Source organism: Avibacterium sp. 21-586 (assembly GCF_026226775.1).
In the GTDB taxonomy this organism is placed as follows: domain Bacteria; phylum Pseudomonadota; class Gammaproteobacteria; order Enterobacterales; family Pasteurellaceae; genus Avibacterium.
Map to the genome: position 1 here is coordinate 413,735 of NZ_JAKKOD010000001.1, position 14,384 is coordinate 428,118.

Genomic DNA, 14,384 nt, shown 5'->3' on the forward strand with positions numbered 1-14,384 from the left:
ATTAACCTAATAATTCATTGAAAGGTTCAATGGTAACCATTTCCCCCGCTTGCACATTGCCACGCTCTGCTTCTAATACAATAAAACAGTTGCTTTCAATGAAAGCACTAAAGAGATGAGAACCTTGGAAACCTATGGCTTTCACTTCAAGTTGTCCTTGCTCATTGACCCAATAAAAACCACGTTGAAAATCTTTGCGACCTACGCCTTTTTTCAGATTTTCACTTGCGATTGCCTTAAGCTGTTGTGGTGCTTGCCATTGGCTGTAACCACTAAGTTTGGCAATAGCAGGTTGCACCAGCTGATAAAAGGTGACCAAGGCGGACACAGGATTGCCCGGCAAGCCACAGAACCACGCCTTTTCTAATTTACCAAACGCGAAAGGTTTCCCCGGTTTCATCGCAATTTTCCAGAAATTCACCGTACCCAGTTTTTCTAAAATCGTCTTGGTGAAATCCGCTTCCCCCACCGAAACGCCACCACTGGTGATCACTAAATCCGCCTGTTCTTGCGCTTGCAAAAAGGCTTTTTCAAATAGCGCTTCATCATCAGGCAGAATGCCGAAATCTAAAATTTCACAAGGTAATTTTTCTAATAATAATTTCACCGTAAAGCGATTAGTATCGTAAATTTTACCGTGGCTCAAAGGCTCGCCCACCGGAACTAATTCATCGCCCGTAGATAAAATCGCTACTTTCAAATGCGGAAACACAGGCACTTCTGCAATGCCTAAGGAAGCAAGCAAGGGCAAGGAAAGTGCGGTAAGTTTTTCGCCCGTTTTTAGCACTACGTCCCCTTGTTTTACATCTTCCCCCGTACGACGAATATTTTGCCCCAATTTTGGCATTTCGTCGAAAGTAACCGTGCCGTCTTCATTAAGTTGCACATTTTCTTGCATCACCACCGCGTCAGCACCAGCTGGGATCATCGCGCCAGTCATAATTCGCACCGCACTTTGTGGCAACCATTCGCCATTAAAAGGATTGCCGGCAAAGGCTTTGCCCGCAACCCTTAGTGTCGGCGATTGGGCAAGATCGGCAAGACGCACCGCATAACCGTCCATCGCAGAATTATCAAAAGAAGGTACGTTAATAGGTGAGATAATATCTGCCGCACAAATGCGTTGGCTCGCCTGCGAAAGTGGCAAGGTTTCCGTTTGCTGTGGCGTAGGAAGCTGTGTCAACATTCCACTCAAAGCTTGTTCAATACTTAGCATAACTATTCCTTTTTCAATCAAGAGTTATGTTCTATTCTACAAGAAAGTGCGGTGATTTTTATAGAATTTTTCATATTGAACCGCTATCTTTCTCATTTTATTATTGTTTTAGAGTCTGATAGAATAAGCCAATTTAAAATTTGGAGAGTAGTGAATGAATAAGATTTCCTCTGAGGCGGAGAAAGTCCGTCAGGCATTAGTGAGCAAAGGGATTGAAACCCCAATGGTGAATATGCAGCTGACAAAATCACAGCGTCGAGAAGGCATTGAGCAACATATGCGCGAAGTGATGAAGTTGATTGGTCTGGATTTGCGTGATGATAGCCTTGAGGAAACGCCAATTCGTTTAGCAAAAATGTTCGTTGATGAAATTTTTAGCGGGCTAGATTATGCCAATTTCCCGAAAATCACTAACATTGAAAATCGAATGAAAGTGAGCGAAATGGTATTGGTGAATGATGTGACCTTAACCAGCACTTGTGAGCATCATTTTGTGACCATTGATGGAATGGTGTCGGTAGCTTATTATCCGAAAAAATGGGTGATCGGGTTATCAAAAATCAATCGCGTGGTGGCGTTTTTTGCCCAACGTCCACAGGTACAAGAGCGTTTGACTGAACAGATTTTATTGGCTTTCCAAACGATTTTAGAAACAGAAGATGTGGCGGTTTATGTGAAAGCCACCCATTTTTGTGTGAAATGTCGCGGGATTAAGGATACAAATAGTTACACGGTAACCTCTGCATTTGGTGGCGTATTCCTTGACGATCGTGAAACCAGAAAAGAGTTTCTCACACTTATAAATAAATAGTTTAATCAATAGGTTAGATGGAAAACAGGGCTGATCTTAGCCCTGTTTTTTATTTACTTATCCAGTTCTTCAATCAGATCATCAATCGCTTTGCATAATAAGGTGCGATCGTGGCGGTAGCTAATGTCGTCAGCACGCAAGCGTCTAGCAATGATTTTTAGCTGAGGATCACTATTTTCTGGCATCAAGCCGTTTTGTACAATAGCGCCGTCAATAATCTTTTTCCCTACGGTTTCGTTAATCCAATTTATTCGATCTTGTAAAGAAAGCGCTGCGGACGGGCTATGTTCAATACCAAGATTATCAATGAAAATTTTCTTCGCTTGGCTGTTTTTTAATGCTTCGATAATTTCGGGTAATAAAATAGGTGGCATTATGCTGGTGAGAAAACTGCCTGGGCCAAATAAAATCACTTCAGCTTGTTGAATGGCACAAATGGCTTCGTGCGTTGCACTAACAAGGGGAACAAGGAAAATAGCCTTAGGCAGTTCGCTTAGCTCATCAATTTCCACTTCACCCACTACGCTAGAGCCAGAAGGTAAGGAAGCGGCAAGATGCACAGCACTTTCTGACATCGGTACAATAAAAGATTTTACGCGCAATAAATCACGGATTAAATTTACCCCTTCTGTGGGACGAATTTGCATATTTTCTAACGCTTTTAGCATTAAATTGCCGAGATTATGCCCTGCGAGTTCCCCGCTGTTGGCGGAAAAACGGTATTCAAATAGCGCAGAAGCGGTACTCGGTTCAGTGATAATCTGGTTAAGACAATTACGCAAATCGCCCCACGCAATGCCACCTTGTTGTTTCCGAATTCTGCCTGTAGAACTACCGTTGTCAGTGGTGGTGACAATACCCGTTAAGCGTTCTTTCATAAAACTGAGTGCAGACATTACGCGTCCAAGCCCGTGTCCGCCGCCAATAGCCACAATGTGATTTATCTTATCTAAATTTTCGTGCCGACTGTGTGGCGTTAAATCACTCATTGTTTTTCCTTTAAAATGTGAGCGTTATAAGAGAATTAGAGTTAAGTATAAACAAATTTGCTTAAAAGTGCGGTAGAAATTTTATGCATATTCGTTATATATAATTTTATATAATTGATTTATAAGTAAAATATTGTATTTTTTTGATATAAATCCCATTCTAGGTATGGCTAAATTGTCGTTAAGCCCTTAAAATAGGAAAAATTATTCGCATAACTCCGAGCTTGTTCGCCTACGTTTTGTTTACTGCAAAATAGGGTGGCAATGCCAGCAATGCTTTATTGTATTGCTCAGGGATACGTTGGAAACGGCTTATCCTCTCCATTTTAGAAAGGTGTCTAATGCAAAGCATTCCTATACAAATTCCTGTAAAACAGGTGGGGAAAACACGTCTTATTGATGGGTTTGCCCGCCAATATTTTTATTTGCGACTATCCATTACGGATATGTGCAATTTCCGTTGTAACTATTGTTTGCCCAATGGTTATCAGCCAGAACCCAATAAACCGAGCTTTCTTGCCCAAAGTGAAATTGTTCGTTTGGTGCGTGCCTTTGCCCATCTTGGTACGCAGAAAATTCGTATCACGGGTGGTGAGCCTACTTTGCGTAAGGATTTTCTTTCTATCGTAGAAAATATTCAGCAAATTGAAGGCATCAAGCAAATTGCCTTGACCACCAATGGTTACCGTATGGCGAAAGACATTGCCGCGTGGAAACAAGCAGGGATCACTTCCGTTAATGTAAGCGTGGATAGCCTTGATGCAAAAATGTTTCAACGCATCACGGGGGTGGATAAGTTTGCTGAAATTATGCAGGGCATTGATCGTGCCTTTGAAGAGGGGTATCAAAAAGTTAAAGTCAATGCAGTGCTGATGAAAAATCTCAATGATCAGGAATTTGGTGGCTTTTTAAATTGGATAAAAGATCGCCCGATTCAAATGCGCTTTATTGAGTTAATGCAGACAGGTGAAATGGACCATTTTTTCCAACGTTATCATCTATCAGGGCAACTTTTAGCAGAAAAATTACTGGCTTTAGGTTGGCAATTGCAACAGCGCGGTTATTTAGATGGCCCAGCCAAAGTGTTTAAACACCCAGATTATCAAGGTGAAATTGGCTTAATTATGCCTTATGAAAAAAACTTCTGCGCCAGTTGTAATCGTCTGCGGGTTTCTGCAAAGGGGAAACTTCATCTCTGTTTATTTGGTGAAGAGGGTATCGAATTGCGCGATTTGTTACAAGATGACAATCAGCAATCTCTTTTAGAATCACGCATTTTCTCCGCATTACAAGGCAAGCGAGAGCATCACTTTTTACATAATGGTGATAGCGGTGTGCGTAATCACCTTGCCAGCATTGGCGGTTAATCAAGGAATCATAATGACCACATTTACTCATATTAATAACAATGGCGAAGCCAATATGGTGGACGTTTCGGGTAAGCAAGAAACGGTGCGTGAAGCAAGAGCAGAAGCATTGGTTACAATGTCACAATCTACCTTGCAAATGATTTTATCAGGGCAACATCACAAAGGTGATGTGTTTGCTACCGCACGTATTGCAGGCATTCAGGCCGCCAAACGCACTTGGGATTTAATTCCCTTATGCCATCCATTATTGCTTTCAAAAGTGGAAGTCTCCTTAACGGCGTTGCCTGAAACTAATCAGGTGCGAATTGAAAGTCTATGCAAATTAACAGGCAAAACAGGCGTGGAAATGGAAGCGCTTACCGCCGCAAGCGTGGCAGCCTTAACCATTTATGATATGTGTAAGGCAGTGCAGAAAGATATAGTGATTGAACATATTCGCCTTTTAGAAAAGAGCGGTGGAAAATCTGGTCATTTTTTAGCAGGAAAAACAGAATGATTAAAGTACTATTTTTTGCCCAAACACGCGAGCTAATTGGTGTTGATGAAATTGAAATCTCAGGTCAGTTTGCCAATGCAGAAGCACTACGCCAACATTTAAGCACCAAAGGGGAGAAATGGGCATTGGCGTTAGATAAAGAAAAGCTTTTGGTTGCCATTAACCAAACCTTGGCTAGCCTTGACAGTGCGGTGCAAAATGGCGATGAAATTGCCTTTTTCCCACCTGTTACAGGAGGATAAAATGACAGAAATTCAAATTGCGGTACAAACTGCCAATTTTGATCAAAATGCAGTTTATCGTTGGGTTTCAGCACCGAATAGTGTCGGCGCTGCCGTGGTTTTCGTGGGAAAAGTGCGCGAAATGAATTTGGGCGATAGCGTATCCAGTTTATTTTTAGAACATTATCCTGCAATGACAGAAAAAGCGCTGCGTGAAATTGTTGACGAAGCTTGCACACGTTGGCACTTGTTACGCGTTGCGGTAATTCATCGCGTGGGCTTGCTGCATACAGGCGATGAAATTGTGCTAGTCGCAGTGAGTTCTCCCCATCGTGGTGAGGCTTATCAAGCCAATGAATTTATTATGGATTTTCTCAAAAGTAAAGCACCATTTTGGAAAAAAGAGCAGACAGAACGAGGTGAGCGTTGGATAGAACATCGAGAAAGCGATCAGCAAGCGATAGGTAGATGGAATCGTTAATATGATTGTTTTTCAATAAGACATTGTTCTGTTTTCTATCTGAACAAAGTTATCCACAACATATTCAATAACATCTGTGACATTTTGTTGTGGATATTACTTATAGCATATTAAATTAATTGTGATTTATTAGGTGAGATTTTTGTATAAAATGTTGCTTTGCTATATCAGGAAAATCAGTAAAGAAACCATTTGCACCAGCATTTACTAAAGCGTCTAGTAGATCTGTCATTGAACTCACATAGTGAGGCAACGCATCTTTTCTTATGGTATAAGTATGCACATTTAATCCTGATTTTCTAGCTAATATCCCCAATTTGCTAGGAACAATGTGCTGATATGATGAACTTTTAGTGTCAATTAGCATGCTATATTCAGGACTAATGCCATCAACATACATACTTATTTCCTGCATTGCATCATTCTCGAATACCCAATTATAATCATAATTTACCCACTCTCCCGTTGGATCTTTTACTTGTGTTTCTTCCCATTCATTGTATGCAATTAAAAAATGTAGAGGCAAGTTGATGGAAAGCTCAGGCATTAATTGTGTTTTTATACGACATAATTCTGGATAATCAATGTTTCTACAATTACATTATCTGTAAAAACTCAAACTTGAAAACCCACCGCACTTTTTTATTTCAATGTCAAAATATTCACGTCATCATTCACGCGAATAACCCCCGTATTCAATGGAATTAAATTAATACCGAAAAGTGGTGCGCCTTGTTCGTTGCGGTTGAGTTTTTTCAGCGTGCGGAAAGGTTCCATTTTCGGATCAGTTTGGTTGGTAGTAGGGTTGCGAGTGGTGAGAACGCAGCGTTCGCAAGGTTTGCTGTGTAAGAATTTGACTTCACCGATTTGAATTTCAGCCCATTGCTGTTCTTCAAAAGGGGCGATCCCGTCAATAATTAAATTGGGGCGGAATTGCAGCGGTGAAATTGGGCTTGGGCAAGCTTGCTGTACTGCGTTAAAAGACGCTTCAGTGGTGAGCAAAAGTGGGTAGCCATCTGCAAAAGAAAGCGGTTGGTCGGGGGAGTGTTTAATTTTGCGTTGCGTGTGTTCGCCTGTCCAACGCAATTGCACGGCACGGCCTATTTTTTCGCTAAACCATTGATTAATTTGTTGCGGTGCAAGCAATGAGTTAAATTTATTCCCCCACACTTCACAGACTTGGCTTTGCTGAAAATCCGTATATTGAATTTGAATGGCTGAACCGTCTTGGTGCTGGATATATAAACCAAGCGCTGTCGGTAACGCGTGGAAGTGATAAAGTGCCGCATCTTTGCGTGCCGTAATAAATGTGCCGTCTAATTCTGTGAGCATAAAGGTGCGATCAAAATTCAGCCCTTGCGGTTGAACCACGGCTTGCGCCACTTCATAGTTCTGCGTGGATTTGATGGGGTATAAGTAAATATGTTGTAATTTCATTGCTTAATTCTCATAAAGTTGGCTGTAAAGGGCATTTTCAAAACGTACTAAGGGTGCGCGTTTGGTTTTGTTTTCTAGATCACCTGTGGAATAACCGTTAATAAATTGTACGAAAGCAAGAGGTTCGCCTTTCGCATTTTTCATAAAGCCCGCTAGGTTATAAACTCCTTTTAACGCGCCTGTTTTTGCGGAAATATTTTGCGCTAACGGCGGATTGATCATCGAACCGCGTCCGCTTAATGTGCCATCTACCCCCGCAATAGGAAAGCTGTCTAATAAATGCAGTTGTGCTTCGTGATTGGCAATATATTCAAGGGCTTGCAACATAATATCGGCAGAAATTAAGTTGTGGCGTGAAAGTCCAGAACCATCGGCGATAACGCTATTATCAAATTTTATACCTGCTTGAGCTTGCAAAATTTGACGCATTGCTTTTGCAGAAAGTTGAAAGGATGCTGGGCGCTTGTAATAGTGATAACCGATGGTGCGAAAGAGTGCATCGGCAATTTGATTATCCGATTTTTTCATCATTTTTTTGATCAAATCTGGCAGCGGTTTAGACAAATGTTGCGCCAAAATTTGCCCTTTTTGTGCTGTGCGCGGCTGTTGGATTTTACCGTTAAATGCAATGCCAAGGCGGTTTAATTGACGTTGAATAATTGCTGCCGCATAAGCATTAGGATCTTGCACAGCAAAACTGAGTGCAAAAGGTTTGCTTTGACGAGCAAGGCAGCCTTTAATCTGATAGCGATTGTTGTCGTGCAGCACGGCATCAAGCTGGCAATAAGGCGCTTCTTCTTTGCTTGCCACACGCACTTGGCCGAACACTTGCACGGGATATTGCGCAGGCACATTGAATTTCACCAGTTCGCCCGCAGGCAAATTGGCATCAAGATCCACATAAAAACAGTTGTGATTGATATTCACCGCTGCAGGGGGCGAATTAAAGCACATTGACAAATCATTCCAAATCCAACCTAAGCCACGATCGTGTCCTGTAAACACGGAAGTATCTAAAATAAGATCACCTGTAATGCGCTGAATACCTTGCTGTTTTAATTGGGCAAGTAGCTGATAAAGTTGATCACTGCTTAAATCTGGATCGCCAGTAAACTTGGCAATTAAGTTACCACGTAACTCACCATTTTGAATATTACCTTGGCGTAGCAGGCTTGTTTCAAAATGAAATTCATCGCCAAGAGTCAGTTTGGCAGCAAGCGCAGTAAATACTTTCTGTGTACTTGCAGGAAGCATAAAGGTCTGTGGGTTAAGAGCGGTGAGAATTTCTTGCGTTTTTAAGTTTTTTGCCACAAAAGAAAGGCTAGTTCCTGTAGGAAGTTGCGCGCTAAGTTGTGTAATATCCACTTTTGCAACGCTATATGGGGTATTGAAAGCAAAGGAAATCGCGGATACAAAAGTCAGTAGTTTTGATGATAATTTGTACATAACTAATCAAGATAGTTGCTATTTTTTTTTAGAAAAACAATAATAGTACCGAATATCGCGAGAGTAAAATTATTTCTCGTATAAAATGGGTAATAACGTGGTTTACGTTGAAATTATATTTTTGAACTACGGTAAAGTGTTGCTTTACCGTAGTTCTGTTTTTACTAATAAAGGAACAAGGATTAACAATGCAACAAATTCCAATGACGGTACGCGGTGCAGCGCAATTAAGAGAAGAGTTAGATTTTTTAAAGAATGTTCGTCGCCCAGAAATTATTAAAGCTATTGCAGAAGCACGTGAACACGGTGATTTAAAAGAAAATGCAGAATATCACGCAGCACGTGAGCAACAAGGCTTTTGCGAAGGGCGTATTCAAGAAATTGAAGGGAAATTAGCCAACAGCCAAATCATTGATGTGACGAAAATGCCAAATAACGGTAAAGTAATTTTTGGTGCAACTGTGATGCTGGTGAATGTAAATACGGACGAACAAGTTACCTATCAAATCGTAGGTGATGATGAAGCCGATATTAAGCAAGGCTTAATTTCGGTAAATTCGCCTATTGCTCGTGGCTTAATTGGTAAAGAGGTAGACGACAGCGTAACCATCTCCACTCCGGGGGGGACGGTTGAATTTGATATTATTGAAGTAGAATATAAATAATTAGGTAGCCCCTTTCATAAGGGGCTTTTTATTGGTTATTGAGCCATATTTTCTACAGTTTTAAGAAAGCCTTGTGCGGTAGCAAAAGCATCACTTTTTCCTTGTGCACGCATAATCATATCTGACATTTCCCGAAATGCGCCTTGACCACCGTGGCGTTGTAGCACATAGTCAGCACAATCTTGCACATAATCCATCGCATCACCTACGGCAAAGGATAATCCACACACTGCAAAAGCAGGTAGATCCACGCTATCATCACCGATAAATGCGGTTTCTTCAGGGCTTACGCCAGCTTGTTTCATTAATTCAAAACAGGCGCTTTCTTTTTCTAATTTGCCTAAAAAAAACAACTTAATTCCAAGATCGGCAATGCGTTTGCGTAAAATAGAGGAATCTCGTCCTGAAAGCACAGCAACTTGCACGCCATTTTCTATTAACATACGAATGCCCAATCCATCACGAACGTGGAAACTTTTGAACACTTCACCGTTGGCGTCATAGTGGAGTAAACCGTCTGTGAGCACACCATCCACATCGGTGATCACGAGTTTAATATTTTGTAATTGTTCGTTTGAAATCATAGTATTAGCTCGAAAATTCAATTAAACCCACCACGTTTTTAGCGTCATCTAATACGATTAATGAATGAATTTTGTTTTCTTTCATAAAGTTTTCTGCTTCCGCTAAATAGCAATTTGCATTGATGGTTTTAGGTTGAGAGGTCATCAGTTCTTGCGCGCTTTTGCTTAACGTGTCCGCCCCATTGCGGGTAAGTGTTCGGCGAATATCACCATCGGTGATAATGCCTTTTAATTCCGTGCCTTGCATAACAATCGCCACGCCCATACGCCCTTCATTCATAATGGTTAAACAATCCGTAAAGGAAGTAGTGGGTTGTGCGATAGGCAATTTCGTTTGCATTTGATCTTTCACGCGGGATAACAAGCGTTTGCCTAAACTTCCCCCCGGGTGATATTTCGCAAAATCTTCAGGTTGGAAATTTCTTGCCGTAATCAGTGCTACGGCAAGAGCATCGCTCAATGCAAGGGTAACCAGTGCAGAGGTGGTGGGGGCAAGGTTATTCGGGCAAACTTCCCGTTCCACGGTAATATCCAGCACATAGTCGGCGTGTTTTGCAAGGGTAGATTGCTTATTACTGGTTAAGGCAATGATTTTATTACCAAAATTCTTTAAACTCGGAATGAGTTTATTCACATCATCGGTTTCACCGCTGTATGAAATCAGCATTACAATATCAATAGGCTTGAGCATTCCCAAATCGCCGTGAAAGGCTTCTGTCGGGTGCAGGAAAAAACTTGGCGTACCGGTGGAAGCAAAGGTTGCCACCATTTTCTTACCGATCAGACCTGATTTACCAATTCCTCCCACCACTAAACGCCCTTCGCAATTTAGAATTAATTCCACCACTTGGTTAAATTGTTCATCTAAACGCTGGCTCAGTTGTAGCAAGGCTTTTTGTTCCACCGCAAGGGTGTTTTGTGCGATTTTGAGATAATCCATTGTTGCCCTTTTCATATTCAGCAAAAGTACGATTATTTTAACGTAAGTTTTTTACGAACTCTAGCAATCATTTTATCCGAGTTTTCTTGCATTTCCTTGATATTCCGCTATACTTCCGTCCTGAGTTAGCCAAACAATCGCTGGTTTATTGAAGCCCTAAACCGTTTGTATAAACGACCTAGTGGGACAAATAGACGAGAGGAAAGTCCGGGCTACATAGGGCAGAGTGCCAGATAACGTCTGGGAGGCGAAAGCCTACGACAAGTGCAGCAGAGAGCAGACCGCCGATGGCTCGTTTGAGATCAGGTAAGGGTGAAAGGGTGCGGTAAGAGCGCACCGTGTGAGTGGTAACATTTCACAGCAGGGTAAACTCCACTCGTAGCAAGACCAAATAGGAACTCAATGAGTGGCCCGCTCAGAGTTCGGGTAGGTTGCTTGAGCGTTTGTGCGAACAAACGCCTAGATGAATGATTGTTCAACGACAGAACCCGGCTTATCGACTAACTCAATGAATAAAATAGCCTCCATTTTTGGAGGCTTTATTTTTATTACAAAGGTTATCGCAAAAGTGCGGTTTATTTTTTCAATAAATCTTTTAACCCTTCTTTCATTGCCGACATTTGATGCTCATAAGCGGCTTTGCTTTCTCGCTCATCAATCATATAAGTGATGGTTTCAGAAAGGGTCATTTTCATTTTTTTAGCATATCTTGATAAGCGCAACCAGACAGAATATTCCAAATCAATAGATTTTTTCTTGGTAGTTTGTTTTTCTGCATTGAAAAAACGCTTACGCCGTGCACGAATCGCTTGGTCTAATTTCACCACTAAATTAGGCGAGAGATGCGTGTTCACCCATTCTTCTGTTTCCGCTGCATTATTTTGTGCGGCAATTAAACGGCGTACCATTTCTTGCTGTAAACTACGTTCTTCATAGCGCGTAATTTGCTCCCCTTCACGGGCTTTTTTGGTTAAATAGAGCCATTTCCAGTGCGCTTCTTGATTTTCTAGCTTTTGGTATTTCATCGTATTTCCTCAGACTCCGTTACGGGGTAACTCTGTATAAGTTTACGCTGTTCCGATTTTTTTCGCTAGTAAATTTTGTTTTGGGTAATAAATTCGTCTAATCGTAATATTTTTTTAGCGATATTTATGAAGTGCGGTGAAATTTCACCACACTTTTTCAAGCAAATTGATAAGGAATAATATGGCTTAAATCTTCGTTAATGATTGAACGAGTTTGTTCTGTGTCATAATGTGATTGCATATTAAGCCAGCTTTGTGCATCTGTACCAAAGAATGTTGCCAAACGCAATGCGGTATCGGGGGTAATGGAACGTTTACCTTTGACAATTTCATTAATTCTGCGAGGTGGGACAGAAATCGCTTTTGCCAGTGCGTATTGGCTAATGCCAAGTGGTTTTAGCCAATCTTCTAATAAAATCTCTCCGGGGTGGGATAGGGGAATTTCTCTAATCATAATCAGTAATCCTTAATTTAGTGATAATCCACAATTTCAACATCAGTGGCATGTCCATTTAACCAAGTAAAACAAATCCGCCACTGATCGTTAATTCGAATGCTGTATTGCCCTTTTCGATCACCAGAAAGCTGTTCTAAATGATTCCCTGGAGGAATTTTTAAAAAGTTAAGCTCTGTTGCCGCATTGAGTTGTTGAAGTTTTCGCATTGCGACTTTTTCAAATGGGATAAAACGCCGTATTCGTTTACCTTCAAAAAATGCTTGGGTTTCTTTACAGGAAAAATGGGTAATCATAAATAATAACGCCTTTCGTTAATACCACGTAATGGTAACGGATCACGTTATTAAATGCAAGGCATAAATATACAAAATAATCCCATTATGCGATAATCCACCTTTTCAACCATTACCCAAAGAGAGCCACACACTTTGCCTGCGTTATTTAATCAAGTTTTATCTTGGCAGAATTTACGTCCTGAGTTAGCAGGGCAAGCAGATTTTTCGCAATCTATTGATTTTTTTGACCTACAATCGCGCGCCCGTGGGAGCGTTTCGCAATTCTTGCAAAATTCTGACCGCACTTTACTGGTACTAAAAGCTGATCAGCAAGGGGAATATGCGGTGCTGCTGGAAAAATTCATCAGCCAATTCCAACCACAAGCGTTGCTCTTGCAAGGTGTGCATTATCATATTGAGCAAGGTTCTGAGCAAACATTGCCTAAAGTTACGCTGCAAAATGCGGCTAGAGTGGAAGATAATTTTGCGGCGAAAAAACAAGTGGCGAGTGCGATCTATTATGATCAACAACGATTATTCGGTAGTGTCCGTTCAAATGGCCAACAGATTGAACTGCAAAGTGGTTTAGTGCATCAGTTAAACGGTGGTGTGCTGATTTTAAGTGTAGCGCCTTTATTAACGCAGGTGGGCTTGTGGGAACGCTTAAAGCAGCTTTTGAGTGAACAGCATTTCCATTGGCAATCTTTACATCCTTATAAACCGCTGCCTTGCGATATTCCCAGTTACGATCTGACATTAAAAGTCATTTTATTGGGGGATCGCACCCAACTGGCACTATTAGAAGAATTAGATGAAAGCCTCTATCAGCTTGCCGATTACAGCGAAATTGAAAGCTATTTTTCCCTTGATGATGAGCAAGCGCAGCAGCAATGGCAAGGTTATGTGCAATCTTATGCGAAACAGCTTGGTATTCAGCTCACCGCAGAAGGAATGAATCGACTCTATCAGCTTTTGGTGCGAGAAAGCGAAGATCGTCATTGTATTAATATTTCGCCGTTAAAGCTAAAAGAGATATTGAGCAACACGCGTACGTTGGTGCAGTGCAATGAATTAAGTGCGGTGCAATTTGAGCAATATTTTCAAGCCAAACAGCAACAGCAAGGCTTTTTGCAACAGCAAACTTATGCAGATATTCTGCACGAACAAATTTATGTGGCAACCCAAGGCGAAGCGGTGGGGCAAATTAATGGGCTTTCAGTGATTGAATACCCAGGCAGCCCAATTTCCTTTGGTGAGCCATCACGGATTAGTTGTATTGTTCAGCTTGGCGAAGGGGAAGTGATTGATGTAGAACGCAAAAATGAGCTGGCAGGTAATATTCATAGCAAAGGCACAATGATTGCTGAAGTGTGTTTAGCGAATATTTTAGATTTGCCTACCCAATTGCCGTTTTCCGCGTCTATTGTGTTTGAGCAATCTTATAGTGAAATTGACGGCGACAGTGCATCACTTGCGTGTTTTTGCGTGTTAGTCAGTGCCTTAGCATTGCAACCGCTACCGCAATCCATTGCCATTACAGGTGCAATTGACCAATTTGGACTAGTGCATTCCGTAGGTGGCGTAAATCAAAAAATTGAAGGCTTTTTTGCTATTTGTGAAAAACGCGGTTTAACGGGCAATCAAGGCGTGATCGTGCCTTCTGCGGTGTTAAATCAGCTGAGTTTATCGGAACAGGTGATAAGTGCGGTGAAAAATCAGCAATTTTCCATCTGGGCGGTAGATGATGTTTTCCAAGCCTGCGAGATTCTCTTTAAACGGCATTTATTAGTCGAAGAAGATAGCACTTACAACGAAAACACTTATCCTTTAAGTGAGCTTATCCATCAAAGGCTGAGTACCCATTCTGAACAACATAAAAAGTTTTTTTTGCATAGATTATTGAGTTGGAAAGGTTAGAAGAATAGGTTGCTTCATAACTTATGAAATTCATTTTGATAAGGTATTGCTTTA

At 41.2% G+C, this 14,384-nt stretch carries 17 protein-coding genes, 1 other RNA gene and 1 riboswitch; of the genes, 8 read left to right on the forward strand and 10 right to left on the reverse strand.

Annotated features, from left to right (window positions below; genetic code table 11):
• Position 1: 1 nt before the first annotated feature.
• On the reverse strand, positions 2 to 1,216 hold the full coding sequence (gene moeA / locus L5B71_RS01890) for a molybdopterin molybdotransferase MoeA (RefSeq protein ID WP_265756686.1): 1,215 nt from the start codon (positions 1,214 to 1,216) through the stop codon (positions 2 to 4).
• Positions 1,217 to 1,370: 154 nt separating this feature from the next.
• On the opposite strand from moeA, the gene folE reads away from it, so the two are divergent.
• On the forward strand, positions 1,371 to 2,027 hold the full coding sequence (gene folE / locus L5B71_RS01895) for a GTP cyclohydrolase I FolE (RefSeq protein ID WP_265756687.1): 657 nt from the start codon (positions 1,371 to 1,373) through the stop codon (positions 2,025 to 2,027).
• A gap of 53 nt (positions 2,028 to 2,080) precedes the next feature.
• On the opposite strand, the gene L5B71_RS01900 is transcribed toward folE, so the two are convergent.
• Positions 2,081 to 3,016, reverse strand: coding sequence for a gluconeogenesis factor YvcK family protein (locus tag L5B71_RS01900; RefSeq protein WP_265756688.1), 936 nt, complete (start codon positions 3,014 to 3,016; stop codon positions 2,081 to 2,083).
• Positions 3,017 to 3,220: 204 nt separating this feature from the next.
• A riboswitch (molybdenum cofactor riboswitch) is annotated at positions 3,221 to 3,369 on the forward strand.
• Here L5B71_RS01900 and moaA point away from each other — a divergent pair.
• The 4 genes from moaA to moaE all read left to right on the forward strand — a co-directional run bounded on the left by moaA (position 3,358) and on the right by moaE (position 5,584).
• Positions 3,358 to 4,383 (forward strand): GTP 3',8-cyclase MoaA, encoded by a 1,026-nt coding sequence (gene moaA, locus L5B71_RS01905; protein WP_265756689.1) that lies wholly within the window; start codon positions 3,358 to 3,360, stop codon positions 4,381 to 4,383. (Overlaps the previous riboswitch by 12 nt.)
• Positions 4,384 to 4,396: 13 nt before the next feature.
• Positions 4,397 to 4,882, forward strand: coding sequence for a cyclic pyranopterin monophosphate synthase MoaC (gene moaC, locus L5B71_RS01910; RefSeq protein WP_265756690.1), 486 nt, complete (start codon positions 4,397 to 4,399; stop codon positions 4,880 to 4,882).
• Complete coding sequence (gene moaD, locus L5B71_RS01915) at positions 4,879 to 5,124, forward strand: molybdopterin synthase sulfur carrier subunit (RefSeq protein ID WP_265756691.1); 246 nt, start codon at positions 4,879 to 4,881, stop codon at positions 5,122 to 5,124. Before moaC ends, moaD begins: the two co-directional genes overlap by 4 nt.
• Before the next feature lies 1 nt (position 5,125).
• Positions 5,126 to 5,584 carry a molybdopterin synthase catalytic subunit MoaE gene (gene moaE / locus L5B71_RS01920; protein WP_265756693.1) on the forward strand — a complete coding sequence of 153 codons (459 nt, stop codon included), beginning with the start codon at positions 5,126 to 5,128 and terminating at the stop codon, positions 5,582 to 5,584.
• 115 nt (positions 5,585 to 5,699) lie between these two features.
• Here the strand turns inward: moaE and L5B71_RS01925 are convergent, their stop codons facing one another.
• The 3 genes from L5B71_RS01925 to dacB all read right to left on the reverse strand — a co-directional run bounded on the left by L5B71_RS01925 (position 5,700) and on the right by dacB (position 8,467).
• Positions 5,700 to 6,131 (reverse strand): glycerophosphodiester phosphodiesterase family protein, encoded by a 432-nt coding sequence (locus L5B71_RS01925; protein ID WP_326938246.1) that lies wholly within the window; start codon positions 6,129 to 6,131, stop codon positions 5,700 to 5,702.
• Positions 6,132 to 6,226: 95 nt separating this feature from the next.
• Positions 6,227 to 7,021: an MOSC domain-containing protein gene (locus tag L5B71_RS01930; RefSeq protein ID WP_265756694.1), complete on the reverse strand. Its 795-nt coding sequence runs from the start codon at positions 7,019 to 7,021 to the stop codon at positions 6,227 to 6,229.
• Positions 7,022 to 7,024: 3 nt separating this feature from the next.
• Positions 7,025 to 8,467, reverse strand: a complete 1,443-nt coding sequence (gene dacB / locus L5B71_RS01935; RefSeq protein ID WP_265756695.1) for a serine-type D-Ala-D-Ala carboxypeptidase — start codon at positions 8,465 to 8,467, stop codon at positions 7,025 to 7,027.
• 188 nt (positions 8,468 to 8,655) lie between these two features.
• On the opposite strand from dacB, the gene greA reads away from it, so the two are divergent.
• Complete coding sequence (greA, locus tag L5B71_RS01940) at positions 8,656 to 9,132, forward strand: transcription elongation factor GreA (protein WP_265756696.1); 477 nt, start codon at positions 8,656 to 8,658, stop codon at positions 9,130 to 9,132.
• Positions 9,133 to 9,167: 35 nt separating this feature from the next.
• Here the strand turns inward: greA and L5B71_RS01945 are convergent, their stop codons facing one another.
• Complete coding sequence (locus L5B71_RS01945; protein ID WP_265756697.1) at positions 9,168 to 9,716, reverse strand: KdsC family phosphatase; 549 nt, start codon at positions 9,714 to 9,716, stop codon at positions 9,168 to 9,170.
• 4 nt (positions 9,717 to 9,720) lie between these two features.
• Entirely contained in the window at positions 9,721 to 10,656 is a 936-nt protein-coding gene (locus L5B71_RS01950) for a KpsF/GutQ family sugar isomerase (RefSeq protein ID WP_265756698.1), read from the reverse strand.
• A gap of 121 nt (positions 10,657 to 10,777) precedes the next feature.
• Between L5B71_RS01950 and rnpB the strand changes: the two genes are divergently transcribed.
• Positions 10,778 to 11,168: RNase P RNA component class A (rnpB, locus tag L5B71_RS01955), an RNA gene on the forward strand.
• 63 nt (positions 11,169 to 11,231) lie between these two features.
• Here the strand turns inward: rnpB and matP are convergent.
• The 3 genes from matP to L5B71_RS01970 all read right to left on the reverse strand — a co-directional run bounded on the left by matP (position 11,232) and on the right by L5B71_RS01970 (position 12,431).
• On the reverse strand, positions 11,232 to 11,681 hold the full coding sequence (matP, locus tag L5B71_RS01960; RefSeq protein ID WP_265756699.1) for a macrodomain Ter protein MatP: 450 nt from the start codon (positions 11,679 to 11,681) through the stop codon (positions 11,232 to 11,234).
• Between the two features lie 157 nt (positions 11,682 to 11,838).
• Positions 11,839 to 12,135 carry a HigA family addiction module antitoxin gene (locus tag L5B71_RS01965; protein WP_103852818.1) on the reverse strand — a complete coding sequence of 99 codons (297 nt, stop codon included), beginning with the start codon at positions 12,133 to 12,135 and terminating at the stop codon, positions 11,839 to 11,841.
• 17 nt (positions 12,136 to 12,152) lie between these two features.
• A complete protein-coding gene (locus L5B71_RS01970; protein ID WP_265756700.1) occupies positions 12,153 to 12,431 on the reverse strand; it encodes a type II toxin-antitoxin system RelE/ParE family toxin in 279 nt (92 codons plus the stop codon).
• Between the two features lie 135 nt (positions 12,432 to 12,566).
• Here L5B71_RS01970 and L5B71_RS01975 point away from each other — a divergent pair, with 135 nt between their 5' ends.
• Positions 12,567 to 14,330: a Lon protease family protein gene (locus L5B71_RS01975; RefSeq protein ID WP_265756702.1), complete on the forward strand. Its 1,764-nt coding sequence runs from the start codon at positions 12,567 to 12,569 to the stop codon at positions 14,328 to 14,330.
• Positions 14,331 to 14,384: the final 54 nt, after the last annotated feature.

What these genes read in the sequence shown, in the direction of transcription:
- L5B71_RS01945 (WP_265756697.1), bottom strand. Translation starts at nt 9,716, where the DNA reads ATGATTTCAAACGAACAATTACAAAATATTAAACTCGTGATCACCGAT.
- L5B71_RS01925 (WP_326938246.1), bottom strand. Translation starts at nt 6,131, where the DNA reads ATGCCTGAGCTTTCCATCAACTTGCCTCTACATTTTTTAATTGCATAC.
- folE (WP_265756687.1), top strand. Translation starts at nt 1,371, where the DNA reads ATGAATAAGATTTCCTCTGAGGCGGAGAAAGTCCGTCAGGCATTAGTG.
- dacB (WP_265756695.1), bottom strand. Translation starts at nt 8,467, where the DNA reads ATGTACAAATTATCATCAAAACTACTGACTTTTGTATCCGCGATTTCC.
- moaD (WP_265756691.1), top strand. Translation starts at nt 4,879, where the DNA reads ATGATTAAAGTACTATTTTTTGCCCAAACACGCGAGCTAATTGGTGTT.
- L5B71_RS01965 (WP_103852818.1), bottom strand. Translation starts at nt 12,135, where the DNA reads ATGATTAGAGAAATTCCCCTATCCCACCCCGGAGAGATTTTATTAGAA.
- moaC (WP_265756690.1), top strand. Translation starts at nt 4,397, where the DNA reads ATGACCACATTTACTCATATTAATAACAATGGCGAAGCCAATATGGTG.
- moaE (WP_265756693.1), top strand. Translation starts at nt 5,126, where the DNA reads ATGACAGAAATTCAAATTGCGGTACAAACTGCCAATTTTGATCAAAAT.
- matP (WP_265756699.1), bottom strand. Translation starts at nt 11,681, where the DNA reads ATGAAATACCAAAAGCTAGAAAATCAAGAAGCGCACTGGAAATGGCTC.
- greA (WP_265756696.1), top strand. Translation starts at nt 8,656, where the DNA reads ATGCAACAAATTCCAATGACGGTACGCGGTGCAGCGCAATTAAGAGAA.
- L5B71_RS01970 (WP_265756700.1), bottom strand. Translation starts at nt 12,431, where the DNA reads ATGATTACCCATTTTTCCTGTAAAGAAACCCAAGCATTTTTTGAAGGT.
- moaA (WP_265756689.1), top strand. Translation starts at nt 3,358, where the DNA reads ATGCAAAGCATTCCTATACAAATTCCTGTAAAACAGGTGGGGAAAACA.
- L5B71_RS01950 (WP_265756698.1), bottom strand. Translation starts at nt 10,656, where the DNA reads ATGGATTATCTCAAAATCGCACAAAACACCCTTGCGGTGGAACAAAAA.
- L5B71_RS01900 (WP_265756688.1), bottom strand. Translation starts at nt 3,016, where the DNA reads ATGAGTGATTTAACGCCACACAGTCGGCACGAAAATTTAGATAAGATA.
- L5B71_RS01930 (WP_265756694.1), bottom strand. Translation starts at nt 7,021, where the DNA reads ATGAAATTACAACATATTTACTTATACCCCATCAAATCCACGCAGAAC.
- moeA (WP_265756686.1), bottom strand. Translation starts at nt 1,216, where the DNA reads ATGCTAAGTATTGAACAAGCTTTGAGTGGAATGTTGACACAGCTTCCT.